The organism is Bradyrhizobium sp. Unk1, from assembly GCF_059512345.1.
In genome coordinates this window covers 88,991-105,522 of record NZ_JCAMOP010000001.1, presented here as the reverse complement: position 1 = coordinate 105,522, position 16,532 = coordinate 88,991, and the positions used below count along the sequence as shown (strand labels likewise).

At 60.2% G+C, this 16,532-nt stretch carries 14 protein-coding genes; 2 read left to right on the top strand and 12 right to left on the bottom strand.

From position 1 onward, the window contains the following. Positions 1-41: 41 nt before the first annotated feature. The 8 genes from AC5ZFO_RS00450 to AC5ZFO_RS00415 all read right to left on the bottom strand — a co-directional run bounded on the left by AC5ZFO_RS00450 (position 42) and on the right by AC5ZFO_RS00415 (position 9,431). Complete coding sequence (locus tag AC5ZFO_RS00450; RefSeq protein WP_063986521.1) at positions 42-758, bottom strand: nucleotidyltransferase family protein; 717 nt, start codon at positions 756-758, stop codon at positions 42-44. 340 nt (positions 759-1,098) lie between these two features. Next, complete coding sequence (locus tag AC5ZFO_RS00445) at positions 1,099-1,377, bottom strand: acyl carrier protein (RefSeq protein ID WP_282518493.1); 279 nt, start codon at positions 1,375-1,377, stop codon at positions 1,099-1,101. A 50-nt stretch (positions 1,378-1,427) separates the two neighbouring features. Beyond that, on the bottom strand, positions 1,428-2,990 hold the full coding sequence (locus AC5ZFO_RS00440; protein WP_282518492.1) for a class I adenylate-forming enzyme family protein: 1,563 nt from the start codon (positions 2,988-2,990) through the stop codon (positions 1,428-1,430). Beyond that, the gene (asnB, locus tag AC5ZFO_RS00435; RefSeq protein WP_282518491.1) at positions 2,987-5,014 is read right to left on the bottom strand and encodes an asparagine synthase (glutamine-hydrolyzing); all 2,028 of its coding nucleotides are present in this window, start codon (positions 5,012-5,014) and stop codon (positions 2,987-2,989) included. Before asnB ends, AC5ZFO_RS00440 begins: the two co-directional genes overlap by 4 nt. A 5-nt stretch (positions 5,015-5,019) precedes the next feature. Next, the gene (gene nadE / locus AC5ZFO_RS00430; RefSeq protein WP_282518490.1) at positions 5,020-6,030 is read right to left on the bottom strand and encodes an NAD(+) synthase; all 1,011 of its coding nucleotides are present in this window, start codon (positions 6,028-6,030) and stop codon (positions 5,020-5,022) included. Beyond that, positions 5,984-6,901, bottom strand: a complete 918-nt coding sequence (locus AC5ZFO_RS00425) for a thioesterase domain-containing protein (RefSeq protein ID WP_282518489.1) — start codon at positions 6,899-6,901, stop codon at positions 5,984-5,986. Before AC5ZFO_RS00425 ends, nadE begins: the two co-directional genes overlap by 47 nt. Before the next feature lie 192 nt (positions 6,902-7,093). Further along, entirely contained in the window at positions 7,094-8,461 is a 1,368-nt protein-coding gene (locus AC5ZFO_RS00420) for a lipopolysaccharide biosynthesis protein (RefSeq protein WP_496121017.1), read from the bottom strand. Between the two features lie 196 nt (positions 8,462-8,657). Next, entirely contained in the window at positions 8,658-9,431 is a 774-nt protein-coding gene (locus AC5ZFO_RS00415; protein WP_282518487.1) for an FkbM family methyltransferase, read from the bottom strand. Between the two features lie 377 nt (positions 9,432-9,808). Between AC5ZFO_RS00415 and AC5ZFO_RS00410 the strand changes: the two genes are divergently transcribed. Beyond that, on the top strand, positions 9,809-10,807 hold the full coding sequence (locus AC5ZFO_RS00410) for a glycosyltransferase family 2 protein (protein ID WP_282518486.1): 999 nt from the start codon (positions 9,809-9,811) through the stop codon (positions 10,805-10,807). Positions 10,808-10,825: 18 nt separating this feature from the next. Here AC5ZFO_RS00410 and AC5ZFO_RS00405 read toward each other — a convergent pair whose 3' ends face one another. Further along, the gene (locus tag AC5ZFO_RS00405) at positions 10,826-12,073 is read right to left on the bottom strand and encodes a YncE family protein (protein ID WP_282518485.1); all 1,248 of its coding nucleotides are present in this window, start codon (positions 12,071-12,073) and stop codon (positions 10,826-10,828) included. A 315-nt stretch (positions 12,074-12,388) separates the two neighbouring features. Beyond that, positions 12,389-13,195, bottom strand: a complete 807-nt coding sequence (locus tag AC5ZFO_RS00400) for a LuxR C-terminal-related transcriptional regulator (RefSeq protein WP_282518484.1) — start codon at positions 13,193-13,195, stop codon at positions 12,389-12,391. 590 nt (positions 13,196-13,785) lie between these two features. Between AC5ZFO_RS00400 and AC5ZFO_RS00395 the strand changes: the two genes are divergently transcribed. After that, positions 13,786-14,478 (top strand): LuxR C-terminal-related transcriptional regulator, encoded by a 693-nt coding sequence (locus AC5ZFO_RS00395; protein WP_496121013.1) that lies wholly within the window; start codon positions 13,786-13,788, stop codon positions 14,476-14,478. Positions 14,479-14,589: 111 nt separating this feature from the next. Here AC5ZFO_RS00395 and AC5ZFO_RS00390 read toward each other — a convergent pair whose 3' ends face one another. Both AC5ZFO_RS00390 and AC5ZFO_RS00385 read right to left on the bottom strand, forming a co-directional pair. Next, complete coding sequence (locus AC5ZFO_RS00390; protein WP_014496384.1) at positions 14,590-14,826, bottom strand: DUF6894 family protein; 237 nt, start codon at positions 14,824-14,826, stop codon at positions 14,590-14,592. A gap of 391 nt (positions 14,827-15,217) precedes the next feature. Continuing rightward, complete coding sequence (locus AC5ZFO_RS00385) at positions 15,218-16,225, bottom strand: NAD-dependent epimerase (RefSeq protein ID WP_282518953.1); 1,008 nt, start codon at positions 16,223-16,225, stop codon at positions 15,218-15,220. Between the last annotated feature and the right edge of the window lie 307 nt (positions 16,226-16,532).

Sequence of the window (16,532 nt, the reverse complement as noted above, 5' to 3'; positions counted from 1 at the left end):
TCCTCTTCCCGTTCATTCCCCATGCGAAGGGTGACGCTGCGTCACGCAGCCGCAGTTGCGAATGCAGTCGATTGCTCGTCCCACGCAATGTCCTGGGCTTTCAGGAAGTCCTCGACCCGGCCAATGTCGAGCCACAGGCCAGTGTGCTTGAAGACGTTGACGCGGGCTTCTTCCTCGAGCATCTGGAACATCAGGTCGTCGAATCCGAAGGGGACGCCCGACGGAATGCGCTCGAGGACGACCGGATTCATGCAGTAGATTCCCATGCTGACGAGGTTCGTCAGCTCCGGCTTCTCGCGAAAGCCGGTCACGCGTCCATCGATTTCATCAATCACACCGAAGTCCATCTTCGTGCTCCGAACGGAGGTTCCGATGGTGATGTTGGCGTCGGATTTTCGGTGATTGTGGATCAGCTGGTTCAGGTTCAGGTCTGTCAGGACGTCGCCGTTGAGGACCAGGAACGGCTCGTTGAGCTGTTCTCGCAGCAATGACAGCGGACCGATCGTGCCGAGCGGCTCGAGCTCCTGCGTATAGGTGATCTGCATGTTCCACTGGCTGCCGTCGCCACAGACGCTGCGGATCAGATGGCCCAGATAACCGGTGGTGACGAAGACCTCTCCGATCCCGTTCCGTCTCAACCATTTGAGAACGAGCTCGAGGACGGGACGGGCGCCGATTGGCATGAGAGGTTTTGGCAAAATGGACGTATGTGGACGAAGTCGAGTTCCTCTGCCGCCGCACTGAACTACCGCTTTCATCTGAACCTCCATGTACTCAAAAAAATACGCTTCAAAAAAAACGAGATATGCTTCTCAGGAAAAAGGTAGGAGCAAACCATGCCTGCGTCTTCGTTCGTTTGCATGAGAGCGTTGGAATCGGACGGCAGAGGAAGGCCGGCGGGTTGTCCACGCAGTCGTGCAGTCGAGGCGTACCTCTCCGGAAGACACGGAATTCGCCTTGACTAGGAAGCTCATGCGGAAGGGTTCGCGAAGGGCGAAAAAACACCGCACCCGGCGGCCGGGTGAAGCCCCGGAGTGCCAAGCCGCGATCGAGTCACAGGACAGCTCGTTTCCTCCGCTTGCCGAACGCGCCGGTCGGTCAGGTATCGGCGGCCAAGTTAACCTTGCTGGCGATGTAACGTGCCATGCCCCGAATTGAATCGAGATTCTCGGGCAGGATCTCATTGTCGTCGACGGCGATGCCGAAGGTCGACTCGATGAACCCGACCACCTCGAGCACTCCGGTCGAATCGATGATTCCCTGGTCGAGCAGGGAAGCGTCGTCGTTCAGCGACGCGATGTCGCTGATGTAGAAATTCGATGTCAGAAAAGCGCGGATCTGCTCCTTGCAGCGGTCGGGTGCCAAGACCAGTGTCATTGCGTTGGTGCTCCATATGAAAGCGGGTGCGTCGATTGGTCGTCCACTAGCTATCCGGTGATGAGCTCTCTCTTGTTGATCTTGCCCGTGTCCGTGCGCGCCAGTTCCGGCACGATAACGACGTATTTGGGGACCATGAAGCTCTCGAGGCGTTTGTGACATTCAAGCTGGATCTGCTTGGCGTCGATCGGCCGCCCCTGGTCGATGACCACGAATGCCTTGATCGCGTGGCCGAGCAGATCATCGGGAACGCCGACGACTGCCGCTTCCCTTATGCCGGGAATGTCCAGCAAAGCGCTCTCCACCTCCTTGGGCGCGACCTTCTCGCCGCGTGATTTGATGACCTCGTCGCTCCGGCTGACGAAGTACAGATATCCGTCGGCGTCCATCTGACAGTAGTCGCCGGTGTAAAGCACCTGCTCGCCGGGAAGCGGTCCGGGCTTGAGTTTCTTCGCAGTCGCTTCGGGCTTTCGCCAATAACCCTTCATGACGGTCGCACCGCGGATCACCAGCTGTCCGGCGATGCCGGCGCCGACCCGTTGGTCATGCTCGTCGACGATCCACATTTCGGTATTTGGGATGGCGATGCCTACGCTCGACGGCTTACGATCGAGGTCCTCCGGCGGCAGGTAGGTGCAGCGTTTGCATTCGGTAAGACCGTACATGGAGTAGATGCGTGCGCCGGGGAACGTGTGCCTCAGCTGCACCAGGTGCCGGACCGGCAGTGCGGCACCGGTGCTCGTCACGTAGCGAATGCTGGATAAATCGCAACTCTTCAACGACTCAAGCTGCAGCAGAGTCGAGAACATCGTCGGCACGCCGGGAAAACCCGTCACTCTCTCTTCCGCAACACGCCGAAGCGTCTCGGCGGGGAAAGCGAACGAGCGCTCGAGAACAAGACGTGCTCCGGCGCGTACGGCCATGATCATCTGATACAGGCCGTAGTCGAAGGCGAGTGGCAGAGCGTTGAGGATGACGTCATCGTCACGGACATCCAAATAGGAGGAAACCGACGTACACGCCGTCATCATGTTCCGGTGTGTCAGCATCACCCCTTTGGGCTCGCCGGTCGAGCCCGAGGTGTAGACAATGGCGGCGAGATCGATATCGATGCAACGGCGCGCGGGTGCTGCGTCGTGCTCGGTGGCCGTTGCGGTGTTCCATCGCACCGCATGTGGCAGTGCGTTCAAATCGACGTCGTCGATAGGGCCGGACACGATCACGCGGCGCAAGGACGGGCAATGTCGTGCAGGCTCGCGGAACGTCGCATAGAGGCGCGTTTGCGTAATGAGCGCGGTCGGCTGGCAGTCATTGAGGAGATAGCCGAGCTTGTCGGGTTTCGTGAGAGGATTGATGAGGCATACGATCGCGTTGGCCTTGAGGACGGCCCAGAAACTGACGGCTGCCTCGACGGTGTTATCGGCAAAGATCATCACACGGTCGCCGCGCTCGACGCCGGCCTCGGCCAGGTGGTGCGCGACCGCATTCGACCACGCCTCGAGCTGGTCGTAGGTGACCCGATGACCGTCGCAGACGAGCGCGACCTTCGCGCCGCTTTGATGGGCCGCGTTGATCAGGTAATCGTGCAGGAGCGGCACAGGATTGTTGATCATGCGTAAACTCCCGGTACGTCCTGGTGGTCGACGTCCACGCTGAGCTCGAGGCGGTGCGGTGCTTCCGGCCGGTCCGCGACGAATTGCTGGAACAGGAGCTGGGTGGACAAGACGCCGACGAGCGCCATGTTGTCGAAATTGGACAGGTCGCCATCGCCGGCGTGTGCATGGGCTTGGCACTTGGTGCGCAGCCGTTCGACCGCCACCGGGTCGAAGATGTTGGCGGCGCGGACGCTTGCGCTTGAAAGCGCTTCGTCGACATAAGGGGGGGCATCCCTGTCGACGAAGCAGAGCGCATTGGGGGTCCGGTAGGGCTGCTTCTTGCGTGTGACGATCTCTGGTGGAGCCTGCGATTGGGTGACGCGCTTAAGGACGTGCTTCTCGTCGAGGATACGAAGTTTGCAGGCGTCCGGAAGGGAGTTCGCGAGCTCGACGACGTCGTCGTCAAGGAATGGAAAGCGTCCCTCGACCGAATGCGCCATCAGCATCCGGTCTCCCTGGGAGGAGAGCAGGTATCCGGCCAGGAGCGTCTTGGTCTCGAGGTACTGATCTTGTGCAAGCGGCGTCCAGCGGGAAAAATCCGGCGGCAGACGATCGAGCAATTCGGTCACCGGGTCGGCTCGCGAAGTCGCCGCGCGCATGTCTTCGGAGAACAGGCGCTTGATCGCGCTGGTGCTGCGCCAACGCGGAGAGTGAGCAAAGCCGGGCGCATCTGGGGCAGAAATGCCGTGTCCGAAGAACTTGAGCGCGATGGCCTGCATGTGGACCGGCGATCGCGAGATGTAGGGATAGAGCCGGCTCAGAAGGGCGGCGCGCCGCGTTGAGGCCGGTTGGCGGCCCCAGAAACGGCGGATCTTGCCTTCCCGAAACACATCATAGCCGGCGAACATTTCATCTGCGCCTTCGCCGGTCAGCACGACCTTGATGCCGCGCTCGCGCACGAGCTTTGAGAGCAGGAACAGCGGTGCAGGGGCGGTCCTCAGAATTGGCCGCTCAGTGTGATAGATGACCTTGGGAAATACCTCGGCGATATCCTGCCGCGAGACCATGAGCTCGTGGTGCTCGCTCGCGATCGTGCGTGCCATTAGGCGCTGATAGGAGGTCTCGTCATACTCAGCGTCGGAAAAGCGCACGGAAAACGTCTGGAAGCGCCTGCCTGCGAACCGGCTTCCCAGTGCTGCAACAAGCGAACTGTCGAGGCCACCGGAGAGATAGCTTCCCACGGGGACGTCGGACCGCACCATTCGTAGCGCCGTAGCCGCTTCCAGTGCGCTGCGCACGGCATTGATCACATCGTCATTGCAGCCAGCGGACGAAATGCGATGCTCGTCGGACCGGGTCGCATAGCAGGGAGTCCAGAATGCGCGGTCCCGGACCGCGCCGCGCAGGTAGCTACGGACGTGTCCCGGTTCAATTTCCGTGATCCCCTGAAACACGCTTTGCGGCGGCACGCTGCTCCAGAAGGTGAAGGTCTGGTCGATGCCCGCTGGATCGAGCGCTCGAGGGATTGCCGGATTTGCCGCGAAGATGGCCTTGATCTCACTGGCGAAGTAGAGTTGGCCTTGATGGTTGCAGATATAGAGCGGACAGATTCCGGTCCGGTCACGGGACAGGACGAGGCGGCCGGCGGAGGCGTCCCAGATGGCAAGCGCCCATTGCCCGTTCATCCGTTCGAATGCTGCCTCGCCCCAGGCGCGATAGGCCTGAATGACGACCTCCGTGTCGCTGCGGGTGCGGAAGCGATGGCCGAGCGAGATCAGCTGCTCGCGCAGCTCGACATAGTTGAAGATCTCGCCGTTGAACACGATCCAGGCGGGCCCGCCGGGATCGGAGAGAGGTTGTTGCCCGCCCGCGATGTCGATGATCGAGAGCCGGGCGTGCGCCAGGCCCGCGCGTTGGTCCCGGTAGAGGCCCCGTTCGTCCGGTCCGCGATGTGCAAGCGCCCCGGCCATCCGCAAGAGCGCTTTCCGCGAAGGACTGGGAGCGTTCGCACTCAGCACCACGATGCCGGCGATGCCGCACATGCCGTCTAGTCCTCGATTACCGCATCAACGAGCAGAGGCGGGGTGTGAAGATAGCGCGTCGCGCGACGCTTGGAGGTGATGTCCTTGAAGACCTTCTGCACCTGCGCTGTGGCTATACCTACGGCCTCGGCCACGTTGTCGGCGGAAATGCCGTGGTTGACCGCGTACATGCAAACATCTGTCAATCGATAGGGGGCAGCGAAATAGAACTCCTCCTGGCTCTGCGGCAGCGAGAATGTGTCGGACGTCGGCGGCCGTCGCCTGATCTCGTCGTCGATGCCAAGGTACTCGGCCAGTTGGTAGACCTGGCTCTTGTAGAGATGCGCAATCGGCATGACGTCCGCATCCCCGTCACCCTGCTTCACGAAGAAGCCTTGATCGTGCTCGAGCCGGTTTGGCGTACCTATCACGGCATATTTCAGGCGGTCCGCGTGATAGTACTCGGTCATCTTGCGGACCCGTTGCTTGTAGTTGGTTGCAGCAACGATCTGCAGGTAGACCTCGGGCGGAAGACGCACGGTGGAGGTTTCGCCGTCCGGGCTTTGTACGGTCAGGCGGGTGATGTTGATGCCGGCGCTCTCCGAACCCGAGCCGAGTACCAGCTTGCATTTCCAGTCGGTTCCGTACTCGGGTACGACGGCTTGGATCGCCTCTCGCTGCCGGCGGTATGCACCCAATGCTTCGAGCGCCGGTGCAATGTCTTCGACGACTGTCGTGAGGCGCAGCTGCGCAGCAACCGTCCGGCCGAGCCTCAGCGCATCGGAAGACGAATCGCGCTCGGGCATCAGCAGACCGAGGACCTTCGTATTTCCAAATGCGCGTGCACAGAGCGCTGCGACCACGGAGCTGTCGATGCCGCCGGAAAGTCCGACGATGGCTCCGCGTCGGCCAAGTACGCCGAGGACGCGGTCGCGCAAGAACGCGACGATGCGCGCGACCTCCGATGGCGCATCCAGGACCAGGGCGTCTTTACTGAACGCGGGTTCGGTTTGGCTGTGGGCTGCTTGCAAGGTCACGTGAACAATCCGCCTCTCTCTGGGGGAACTCGGCCGGTGAGTAGGTTTGCGACAGCGCCTTCTGGACGAGGTGCAAGTTCATCGCGAGGTAAGGCGGCATGACCAGATCGGTGTGAGTGCCTGCGCTTGGGACGACATCGATCTGGGCAAACGCACGATCCCATCCCAAAGTTTGCGGCATCTTCTTTCGCTGGCATCGGAACAGAACGGCGGAGAACGGCAGCATCGATTTCGGCTCCGCCAACCAGCGGAAGTAGGCCTTCGCGCGCAAGACTTCCTGCAATTCCTGCTTGAGCCTGAAAGACGTGAGATCGAACTGCCCCTTCGTGCGGCGATCGAGCATCCGGGCCAGGTTAGCTTGATGGCCGAGCGCAACGGTTGCCTTGGCGAGGGCACGGCAGACCATCCGGGGCGCGGTGACCCGGTTGTTGCGGATTCGACGGATCGTGCGGGTCAACGTCTCCCATGCAGAACTGCGCTCGCCCATGAGACTGGTGTCGAGAATTCCGAAGAACTTCACCGAGCGGCCGGCGGCAAACATTCGCGTCGCGACCTCGAAGGCGACCGCCCCACCGAGGGAATGACCGAGAAGTCTGATATGGCCCCGTGGCTGGATGCGATTGATCTGCTCCACGGCAGCAGCAGCCATATCGCAAACGTTGTCCTGACCCTGCAATATCTTGCCGAGATCCGGGTAGCGGATCGGAACGACATGTGCAATTTCGCGCATTGAGGCTGTCAGGGCGGCAAGGCTGGCTCCATAACCAAGTGAGCCGGGCAGTAGGAAAAGCACGGGCGGCGCCGCCGCCGCAATGCACGAGGGCGGAGAAGCCAGATCCTCGCCTGTATCAATCAATGGTCGTAGTTTCATTGGAATGCAACCGACCGGCCGAGCTCCAAAATTGGAGTATGAAGACGTTGAAAATCCTCTCATCATTCATTTGCATGAAGCATATGGTCGCGCCCAAGAAATCGGTTATTTTCGCCCCAGTGCATCTGTCTTCCATGTCCCGCCTCCTCGAGCGGACGCGACGTTCGGGGCGTGCTCTTTCGACCCTCTGGGTCACACAGGCCCATTGATCGGCGCGCCCGACGTCCGCGCGCCGCCGGGCCCATTCAAGAGAAACAGCGCCACGATAATTCCCAGGGCGTAGCCGGTAGCTCCTCCGGCGGCCATCATGTATATCACCTGCAACGGGTCGAGGCCGAGATGAGCACCGATGAGGAGCGGGGCAAATACGAACACGGCCCGCACCAGATCGACCAGCAGACGCAGTTCCTGACGACGAAAAAGCGTCGGGACTTCTTGAATGGGCGTCGACAAGGCTTGTGCGGCGCACATGAGCGCCAGGGCGCCCATGATCTGACCCGTAGGTATCCAGGATTCTCCGAGCAGCGGAACGACGACGTAGGGGGAGACAAATCCAAGGCCGAGCACCGGCAGAACGATCAGGCCGGCCGCAACGACCAACAGGCCGCATGCGGTGCCGAGCAGATGATGACGATCGAAGTCTTTGCTGGCCTCGGCCACGAAGACATTGCTGAGCGGCAAGGCGATCAGGGTGACCGGACCCGTCACGAGACGGGCGGCGACGCCAAAATGCCCGGCAAATGCGGTACCGAATAGCGAGCCTATGAAGATTGCGGGGAGATTGATGATCGCGAATCCCGCAAGGGCCGAGGGCAGCTCGAACAGGGGAAACTTGTACTCTCGCCGCGCCGTCGCCGCGACCGAGCCCCACGAGGCTTGCGCGATGCGGCGGATGTCCTCCCATTTCAGGAGCCGGACGCAGAGAAATGTGATCAGCACAGCCTGGCTCAGGATGTGGGCTCGGATCATTGCATCGTCCCCGAGGTGCGCAAGGCCGAAGCTCACCTGGAGCAGTGCCATCGACGCCGGCAGGATGAGGCGGCCCATGCCGAAGTCACGCATATGATTGAAGCGCAAGCACCAGCAGTTCATTGCGTCGGCAACGCCGACCGCGGCCATCCCGATGGGTACGAGGTAGGTAAGATGTTGCAGTCGTCCTGGCACGACGTCCGACAGCATGTATCCCGCGGTGAGCACAACGGAGGTCGTAAAGCAGACCGCCACGAGTGTGAGCTTGAGCGCGACCAGCGCGTGAGCTCTGTCCTCGACCACATAAAGAGACGTGCTGAAGCGAAGTCCGGCTATCGCGCCGACGATGTTCACGATTGAGAGATAGATCGTGAAGATTCCAAAATCCTCCGGCGAATAGAGCCGGGTGAGGATGGGAATGGCCGCTACGAGCATGAGCTGGCCGGTGAGTGCGAGGGCGGAGACGCCCGCCGCCGCACGAACAAGGGCTCCTGTCCGCGTCGGACCGGTCGCCGGTTTCGCGGCCATGAAGAACTTCCTCGGTCCAGAATTCATTTTAAAAAGGGCAAGATCGTCGCGACGACTGTGCAATCTATTTCGGTTCGATCGTAGGATGGAGTGGGGTTCGCGCCATCATTCGTTCGCATGACGTTGACTGAAGTGTCGCGGAATCGAAGGAGGGTTTGCATGAACAGCTCGCGTTTGCGGAATAGACGACGCATGGAGCCCGATCGTGGGGCCGGACCCCGGCTGTGATGCGCGTGGCTTGTGGGCGGATGATGGATGCTCACGCAAGCCGCGCCGACGGGAGACGCCGATCTACAGGCGATGGGGACGTGAGCTGTGCAAGCCGAAGGCCGGTCCGCGCGAGCAGGTCCGACAAGGCGGATGGTCTGACGGCGATCAGGTTATCGTCGTCCGGGCCCGGTATGTCGGGAGACGCCGGCTCGAGTCGTCCCGCTCTGAGATGGAAGAGCTCAAACCCGTGATCGGTCAGCCGGTCATACAGCTCCGCACGCGAGGTGCCGGCCCGCCGAAGGTTGAGCTCGGAATCCTCTATGTACAGACATCGGCAATTGGAAATGGTCTGGGCGGCGCCCTTGAGGAGATCGACTTCGAATCCTTCGACATCGACCTTCAGAAGGTCGATCACCCGATTTTCGACGATCGAATCGAGGGTTCGTACTGGTACTCGGAGCGCCGCGCTGCCGGCCGGAGGCGTAGCGCATGCGAAGTTCATGTCATCACTCCGAAAGTCCGTGAAGACGAGTTCGCCTTCGGTGCTGCCGATCGCCGTGTTGTGGACCTCGACGGTCAATCCGTTCAGGCGAATGTTGCCCAGCAGGTATTTGCAGATGCGCGGATGTGCTTCGATAGCAATGACTCGTCCGGATCGGGTAACCCGCATGGCCGCCGCGAGACTCAGCTGTCCTACATTCGCGCCGACATCGACGAAGGTTTCTCCGGGTTGCAGGTAAGATCCGACGAAGTCGGCGTCATCGGCGCGAAGGTTTCGGTTGCGCCAGAGTCCTGCGGACATGGAGCTGGGATAGAAGCGCATTCTGTATCCGGCGGGAAAGCCGAAGGTGATAAAGCGGCACAATCCGCTCACCCACAGTCCGCGCGATAGCAGGAACCGAGCCTTGTCGGGCTCCTCTCGAATGCGAGTGAGCAGTTGATGCAATTTGTGCAAGGGGCCACCCATCTCTAGCGGTTAGCTGCTCGGGAGAGCGTAGGCTGACCGGAGCGCCCAGCCATCCTTCATTTGCATGACGATGATCATTCCGAGGCGCGAAGTTTCGCGGTCAGCTCGGTTGGCAGAAACACGGCGGCGCCGGGAGAGTTAGAATCGACCGATCGATACCATCATGCAAATGAAGGATGGCTGGGCGTTCCAGTCAGCATACCGTTCATCGAGCTGAGCTTGAGGGAAAAGCGATGAACTTGTTGCAGCCCGACGGGTCGGAGGGCATTCGAGATCCGGACGCCCGCCCCATGATTTCGGTGGCCATACCAACCTTCCGTCGACCGGATATGATACGCCGTGCGATCGAAAGCGTGCTGCAGCAGAATTACTCCGACTGGGAATTGGTGATCAGCGACGACGAAGGCCCAAAGGGCGTCAGTTGGAGCATTCTGTCTGAATACGCGCGGAGCGATTCCCGTATTCGGATTGTCGAGAACCACCGAGGACGGGGCCAGGTTGAGAATACGAACAGCGCGATGCTCGCCTGTCGCGGCCACTGGATCAAAGTGTTGCATGACGACGACTGGCTCGTGCCGGGATCGCTCGAGACTTTTGCGGAATTGGCGAGGACGTACCCCGCCGCTGCGTTCATGACTTCCACATCTCATCTCGTTCAGGATGAAGGCATAAAATACCGCCGGGGAGGGCAGGTTACGCTGTATTCGAGCCAGCAGTGCCTGACTGATCTCTATTTGGTCGGCAAGACCCGGGTGCTGGGGATCGTGCCGTCGACCCTGCTGATCAGCAGCGAGGTCATCCAGGCGGGTTGCTTAATGCGAAACTACAAGTCGATCAGGTGGGGAGTGGACCAGCTGTTCTTCGTCGACCTCGCCTGTCATGGCGACATGGTGGCGATCGACGACGGCCTGATCTTCTACGATATGACGGATCACGAGAACATTACCGCGTCCAAATCGTTCACTCAGATCGATGAGGAGACCCTTGATCTCAAGAATCTGACCTGGAGCCTGGTCGAGGACAAGCAAGGACTTCCGGATCCCGAAACGGTCGTGCGTGCATTACGGGTTGCAAGATTGCGCGGAAGATTTCGCCACCAGTCCTGGGGGGCGACGATCCGGGACGCGCTCCAGATCCTGCGTCCCTCGGTTATCAAGGCAGCCAACAAGGCGATCCGGGCGCGAGCGCGTACATCGGCAGCGGGCTCACTGGCTCGCGTGGGTCACGCCTGACGGAGCCGCCGCTGATCATTATCGGGACAAGGCGCTGGTCCGATCAGGGCCATCGAGACGTGTTACGAAGTCGAACACGGGGCCGCCCGCTACCCCCCAATTGCTCGACCAGATCACCTGGGAACCGTCGGGCGACGGCGAGCCGTGAGTCTCGTTCCAGTAGTCGTGCGGGACGTTGCGTGTGTACGCAATGCGTCGGAATTCGCCACTGCCGTCAATTCGCAGAGCAATGACTTCCCGAGCGAACGGCGCAAACTTTGGTAGCTGGGCGATCTCGGCTGGATCGCCGCCATAGCTTAGAATCACCCAGCCGGGCCAGTGGATCGCGCGCGTGGACGCATGCGAGGCCTCTCCACGCGGAGCAAGGGCGGTCACCACGCCGTCATCCAGCCGGCGCTTGATCACCTGGTATATGTCGGGATCAGATTTGCTGATTCCGACGTATACCTCGCGTCCGTCGGCGTCCACGGCCATGTCGCCATGACTCGGACGGTGATGTTCGGTCCAGCTTTGCACCAGATCGCCTGCGACGGTAAAGATGAATGCCTCATCCTTTCCGTCGACCCATCGGCTGCATCTGATGTAGCTGCCCAGGGCAGATATCTCGCAAACGCCGTCTCGCCCGGGCAGTTTTCCCACTTCGATATCCGGAAACTTCTGTCGGCTCACGAGGTCAAACGCGAATGCGACAACGACGCCGTCGGCGCGCGTGCCTCGCACGGCGATGCGCCGGCCGTCCTGAGAGGGATTGCCCTTGCCCGGTCCGAACTGAAGGCCGCGATAGCCATCGGCCATCAGCATGATCTCTTCGGCGTTGGTTCTCGGCGTCCAGAGCGAGATCTTGCGACCGATCACGCATATCATGCGCTCGGGATCGCGCGGGTGCCACTCGCACTCGTCTTCGCGTTGCCGGCGGAACAGCGGAACGTATGTCCGTCCGTCCAGAAAGCAGAGCCCGTTACAGCCGTTGGCGATCAGAAGCAAAGTCTGGTCGGCGTTCCAGGCCTGCGCGCTCGAATATCGGTGGGTGCAATAGGCTCGCTGACAGGCCAAGCCAGCGCCCAAGGGCCCCGGGGTTGTTATCCGGACGATCGTGGCGCCGGTGTCGGGGTCGGTGACCGGAACGAGATAGTCGGGCAGGTTCATGCTGCTGGCAGTCGTCAGCTTGGTTTTTCCAAGCGTCTGTGCGGCAGCGATGCCCGCCAGTGCAAGCACGACGGCCGCGGCGCCGGCCAGGCCAATTCGCGTGTAGTGGGACGGAGACATCCGTATCATGCTCCATGGCAAGCAGGGGGCTCGGATCATCCAGGTGGGCAAGCGACCGCTATGAGGTTCGATGCTTGCCGGTCACCAGGTTCCTGCGGCGACCAGAAATACTGGTTCGACGATGCGTTCTAGCTGCTCGGTCGCCGCGCGCATCATTTGAATGCAGGAGACGCCCCGCGAAATGTTGCCGATCCACGGGCAGGTTCTGATCCTCTCGCTCGAGAGATCAGTCCGGCGCGGTTAGCCGGGCGGCGCGTATGGGCGCCGCCCGGAATTTATTGAGGGCTTGATGGGACGTCAGGCCGATCGGCCAGGCTAGTCCGGCTCCGAGGCGCCGATTTCGTGACGTCCGCGGTCGCTTGGCACAAGGCTGAGCGTAGGTTCCCGATCGATTGACAACGGCAGCGCGTGACCATTCGAGACCCGCACCAGTGATCCGTTGTTCATTCCCCAAATTGCGGCCTGCGTCCTGTTCTGGACCCGTATCTTGCGCAGGATCGCCTTGACGTGAACCTTCACGGTCGCCTCGGCAATATCGATCTTTCGCGCAATGCACTTGTTGGAATTGCCCTCGATCAGATAGGAGAGAATCGCCCGCTCTCGCGGTGACAGATGAGGTGCTATCCGTTCTTCGGCCGCAACGAGGAGATTTGATCGCTCTTCGATCGCGGGCTGAAGCTGAGGCTCGCGATCTAGACCGCTATCGAGCACGAATGACAGGAAGGCCGGTGGAAACACCGTCTCGCCCATCGTCACGAGCTCAATGGACTTGATGAATGCGTCGCATGAATTGACGTCGACGAAATAGCCGCTGGCGCCGGCCTTGTAGGCCGCGATCAACTCATCCGGCCGGTAGTGGTCCGAAACGATCGCTACGCGCGCGTCCGGATAGTGCTCTCTTACAAATCCGATGTGCTTCAGGGCTGCATCGAATTCGCCGGTGCTGTGGATAATAACAAACAGGAGCTGCTGATGTGCCTGGAGTGTGCTTGTAACTTCATCGGTGCTCGAGGCCGACACCGCAATTTGAAAATCTGCCGCATGCAGTATTTGTGAAATTCCCTCTCGCAGCAAAATATTTCGTCCGATCAAAACAACTTTGCAGGACTGCCGCCTCCTCATCTTACCCTCCGCAACCAACGCAATGACACAACTTGAATGAAAAACACGCAGGAAAAGGAACAAAGCGTCACATGGCCCGTTTTTTCTGATTTGCAGAAGCCGGGCGCCGTTTAGTTAATAATTGCTGAAGGTTAGATTCGATCTTTCGATTTTGCCTATATACCTTTGGTTATAGGCCGATGGGTCCCCGAGCTGTTGGTGAACGGTCGTCGGAGATTGACTTGGGAGCGAAAGAGAATACAGATTCAACCTTTGAATGTTCGCCGTGAGCGGGTGAATCCGTTCGCGAAAGCCTTGCTCCAACGCGATGATTTCGGATTTGCCAAATTTGCAAATGGATAGACCGCTCGCCAGCTTTTATGAGCCGAGACCACCGGGTTCATACGGCCCTTTGATCCGGCGAACTTGATGTATATTGCGATCACAGACTCGTGCGGTTATTTGCCTCATAGGTCCGCTTCGCCAAATGATACTTTAGGGAATTGTTCGAAGTTTATTTGTTGGTGATCAATTAATGTTGGAGCGGCAAGGGCGGGGGCCCGTAGCTTCAATCGCGGGAATTTTGGGGGCGGCAGGTTAGGGAGCGCCCGATGCGTCGTGCGACTGTAGTGATTGCAGACCGACATCCAATGGTCTTGCAGGGTCTCGCAAGTGTTCTCGGTTCAGAACCCGATTTCGAGGTCGTTGCATCCTGCGGCGATGCTGCGAGCTGCATCCAGGCAATTTTGACGCTTGCGCCCGACATTGCGATCATGGATGCGGCAATGCCGGAGCTGACCGCTCTGATGAACAATTCGCTCGGCCATTCGGACAGCCGACCAACGCGCTTTGTGTTCTTCGCGCCCAGCGAGGACTGCGATCTTGTGTTGGCGGGCGCCCCCGCCGGGTACAGCGTCCTTCTGAAGGAGATGACTGGCCAAGCCGTGGTGCAAGGCTTGCGAGACATTGCCAACGGCCAGACCGTTGTTCCGTTATCGCCCACCGATCAGGCCGCGCCTCGCGAGCACAGTCCGAATCCGGAAAGTGCGCTCGCGGTACTCACCGAGCGCGAGCGGCAGATCATGCGACTGGTCTCTCGTGGTCTGTCCAACAAGGAAATTGGCCGCCGGCTCAACATTGCAGACGGCACCATCAAGGTTCACCTCCACAACATTTTCCAGAAGCTTGAAATCGGCAATCGCACTGCGCTTGCTGCCCTCGCCATCTCGCAGGATGACCGCGCCAATTCGGCGCAGGACAAACCGGCGCGTGCTGGATCGGATCCGGTGCCCGGGGGACGTTAGATATCAGCTCGCGCTGTTGCAGCGCGATATGCGGGCATTTTCGAAGCGCAGCCGAACGACTATTGCACCGTCAGATTGCGCAAGCGCCGGCAAAGCAGCGTTTTCGCTCTCTTATCCCTCGACAGAGAACTGAAGAACGAACAGCGACCGGCCGCCAAGCTCGGGGCTGTCGCTGACTTCCACCTGCCAGGAAATGTAATGAAGGAGTGGGTCCATCACGTCGTGCTTGAGGATCTCGCCGCTCAATTCGATCGCAGTGGTCCGTGCCGCGGAAATGTCGGGGAGATCAAGTCCGACATCGTCGAGCACTGAATGACCGTCGTGGATATGAAAGAAATACCGCGGCATGGACGTCTCCGGACAACGCGAACATTCCGATGACTGCAGCGAGCCCCCCGCATCACGGTCGAGATTTCGCATCGCCGGGGGGAGCATAGCAAGCGGCTATTCTAGGAGGGCTCAATCATCATTGATGGGTACTCCGACGTTGATCGGTATGACCACGAATTCAGAATGAACAATTGCTTCTCGAGGACTACGATGATGTTGCGTCGACGGAGCCCACTTCGGCGCAGCGCTGCGGCCCCGGCCCTGCGAATCCCCAATGCCCCCGCCGGGGCCGCGCCCTTTTCTCAACTCCCGCCTGGTCGTCCATCACCGCCGCGCAGAAATTGCAACCAACACGCCGATCGGTCGGGTGTGGACGGTTCGGCCCTTGGGGGACATCATCTCGAAAAGGTCATATCGCGTAATAGTCGCGATACCAGCGGACGAAATTGCATATACCGGTTTCGATAGGGGTGGAGGGCGAAAACCCGGTATCGCGCATGAGATCGCCAACGTCGGCAAACGTTTCCGGAACATCCCCAGGCTGCATCGGCAGCATCTCCTTCGCTGCGGTTCGTCCGAGCTCCTTCTCGATCAAGTCAAGGACGTGCATCAGCGCTTCCGGGCGGTTATTGCCCACGTTGTAGAGCTTGGCCGGTGCGCCCGCCGCATCGGCGTTGTCCTCCGGAGCGCGCTCGATCAGCCGCGAGACGACGCGCGTGACATCGTCGACATAGGTGAAGTCGCGCCGCATCCTGCCATGGTTGAAGAGCTTGATCGGCCTGCCTTTGACGATCGCGTCGGCGAACAGGAATATCGCCATGTCGGGCCGGCCCCACGGGCCGTAGATCGTAAAGAACCGTAAGCCGGTGACCGGGAGGCGGTACAGGTGGCTGTACGAATGGGCCATCAGCTCGTTGGCTTTCTTCGTCGCGGCATAGAAGCTGACGGGGTGGTCGGCTTTATGCCGGGTCGAAAATGGCAACTCCGCATTGGCGCCGTACACGGACGATGACGATGCGTAGATCAAATGACCACAGGCGTTATGCCTGCAGCCTTCGAGGACGTTGAGGAACCCCTCGAGATTGGCGTCGACATAGGCGTGCGGCTGATCGATCGAATACCGGACGCCGGCCTGAGCGGCTAAATGGATCACTCTCGCAAAACGATGCTTTGCGAACAACTCGGCCATCGTCGACCGATGTCCGAGATCCATCTGCACGAAGGAGAAACGCGGATCGCGGCGCAGAATGTCGAGGCGCGCGCGCTTCAGGGCGGGATCGTAGTAGCTGTTGATGTTGTCCAATCCGACGACGCGGCGCCCTTCATCGAGCAGCCGACGGGCGACATGAAAACCGATGAAGCCGGCAGCTCCGGTCACCAGAACGTCGTCGGCAACTTGCTCTGAGCGAGATGACATTCGCTGTCCAAGTTTGATGGAGTTTCGAACGGCGAACAAGGCGCCACCGATCGCAGCAAGTTAACTCTCAATCGCGCCGCATCTCGACTGCGCAAATGAGCGCACCTGACGATGGCGGCGGAGCCAAGCCGCCACCGGCCGCTCGAACGGATTACTCCGTGCATCCTCGCCACTGTCTCAAATTCCAGGGGCGTAGCGTATGTAATGTCCCAGCGAACCCCGTCATCATCCATTTGCATGAAGATGAAGCGAGGCAAACCTGCAGAGTTGTTTCAGCGTCGGCTTGCCGGACGTGGCCGTCGGCTTG

Excerpts from the sequence above, each read along its gene's own strand:
- AC5ZFO_RS00405 (WP_282518485.1), bottom strand. The coding sequence starts at position 12,073 with ATGTCTCCGTCCCACTACACGCGAATTGGCCTGGCCGGCGCCGCGGCC.
- AC5ZFO_RS00445 (WP_282518493.1), bottom strand. The coding sequence starts at position 1,377 with ATGACACTGGTCTTGGCACCCGACCGCTGCAAGGAGCAGATCCGCGCT.
- AC5ZFO_RS00395 (WP_496121013.1), top strand. The coding sequence starts at position 13,786 with ATGCGTCGTGCGACTGTAGTGATTGCAGACCGACATCCAATGGTCTTG.
- AC5ZFO_RS00400 (WP_282518484.1), bottom strand. The coding sequence starts at position 13,195 with ATGAGGAGGCGGCAGTCCTGCAAAGTTGTTTTGATCGGACGAAATATT.
- AC5ZFO_RS00450 (WP_063986521.1), bottom strand. The coding sequence starts at position 758 with ATGAAAGCGGTAGTTCAGTGCGGCGGCAGAGGAACTCGACTTCGTCCA.
- AC5ZFO_RS00385 (WP_282518953.1), bottom strand. The coding sequence starts at position 16,225 with ATGTCATCTCGCTCAGAGCAAGTTGCCGACGACGTTCTGGTGACCGGA.
- AC5ZFO_RS00440 (WP_282518492.1), bottom strand. The coding sequence starts at position 2,990 with ATGATCAACAATCCTGTGCCGCTCCTGCACGATTACCTGATCAACGCG.
- AC5ZFO_RS00410 (WP_282518486.1), top strand. The coding sequence starts at position 9,809 with ATGAACTTGTTGCAGCCCGACGGGTCGGAGGGCATTCGAGATCCGGAC.
- AC5ZFO_RS00390 (WP_014496384.1), bottom strand. The coding sequence starts at position 14,826 with ATGCCGCGGTATTTCTTTCATATCCACGACGGTCATTCAGTGCTCGAC.
- AC5ZFO_RS00415 (WP_282518487.1), bottom strand. The coding sequence starts at position 9,431 with ATGCGCTTCTATCCCAGCTCCATGTCCGCAGGACTCTGGCGCAACCGA.
- asnB (WP_282518491.1), bottom strand. The coding sequence starts at position 5,014 with ATGTGCGGCATCGCCGGCATCGTGGTGCTGAGTGCGAACGCTCCCAGT.
- AC5ZFO_RS00425 (WP_282518489.1), bottom strand. The coding sequence starts at position 6,901 with ATGAAACTACGACCATTGATTGATACAGGCGAGGATCTGGCTTCTCCG.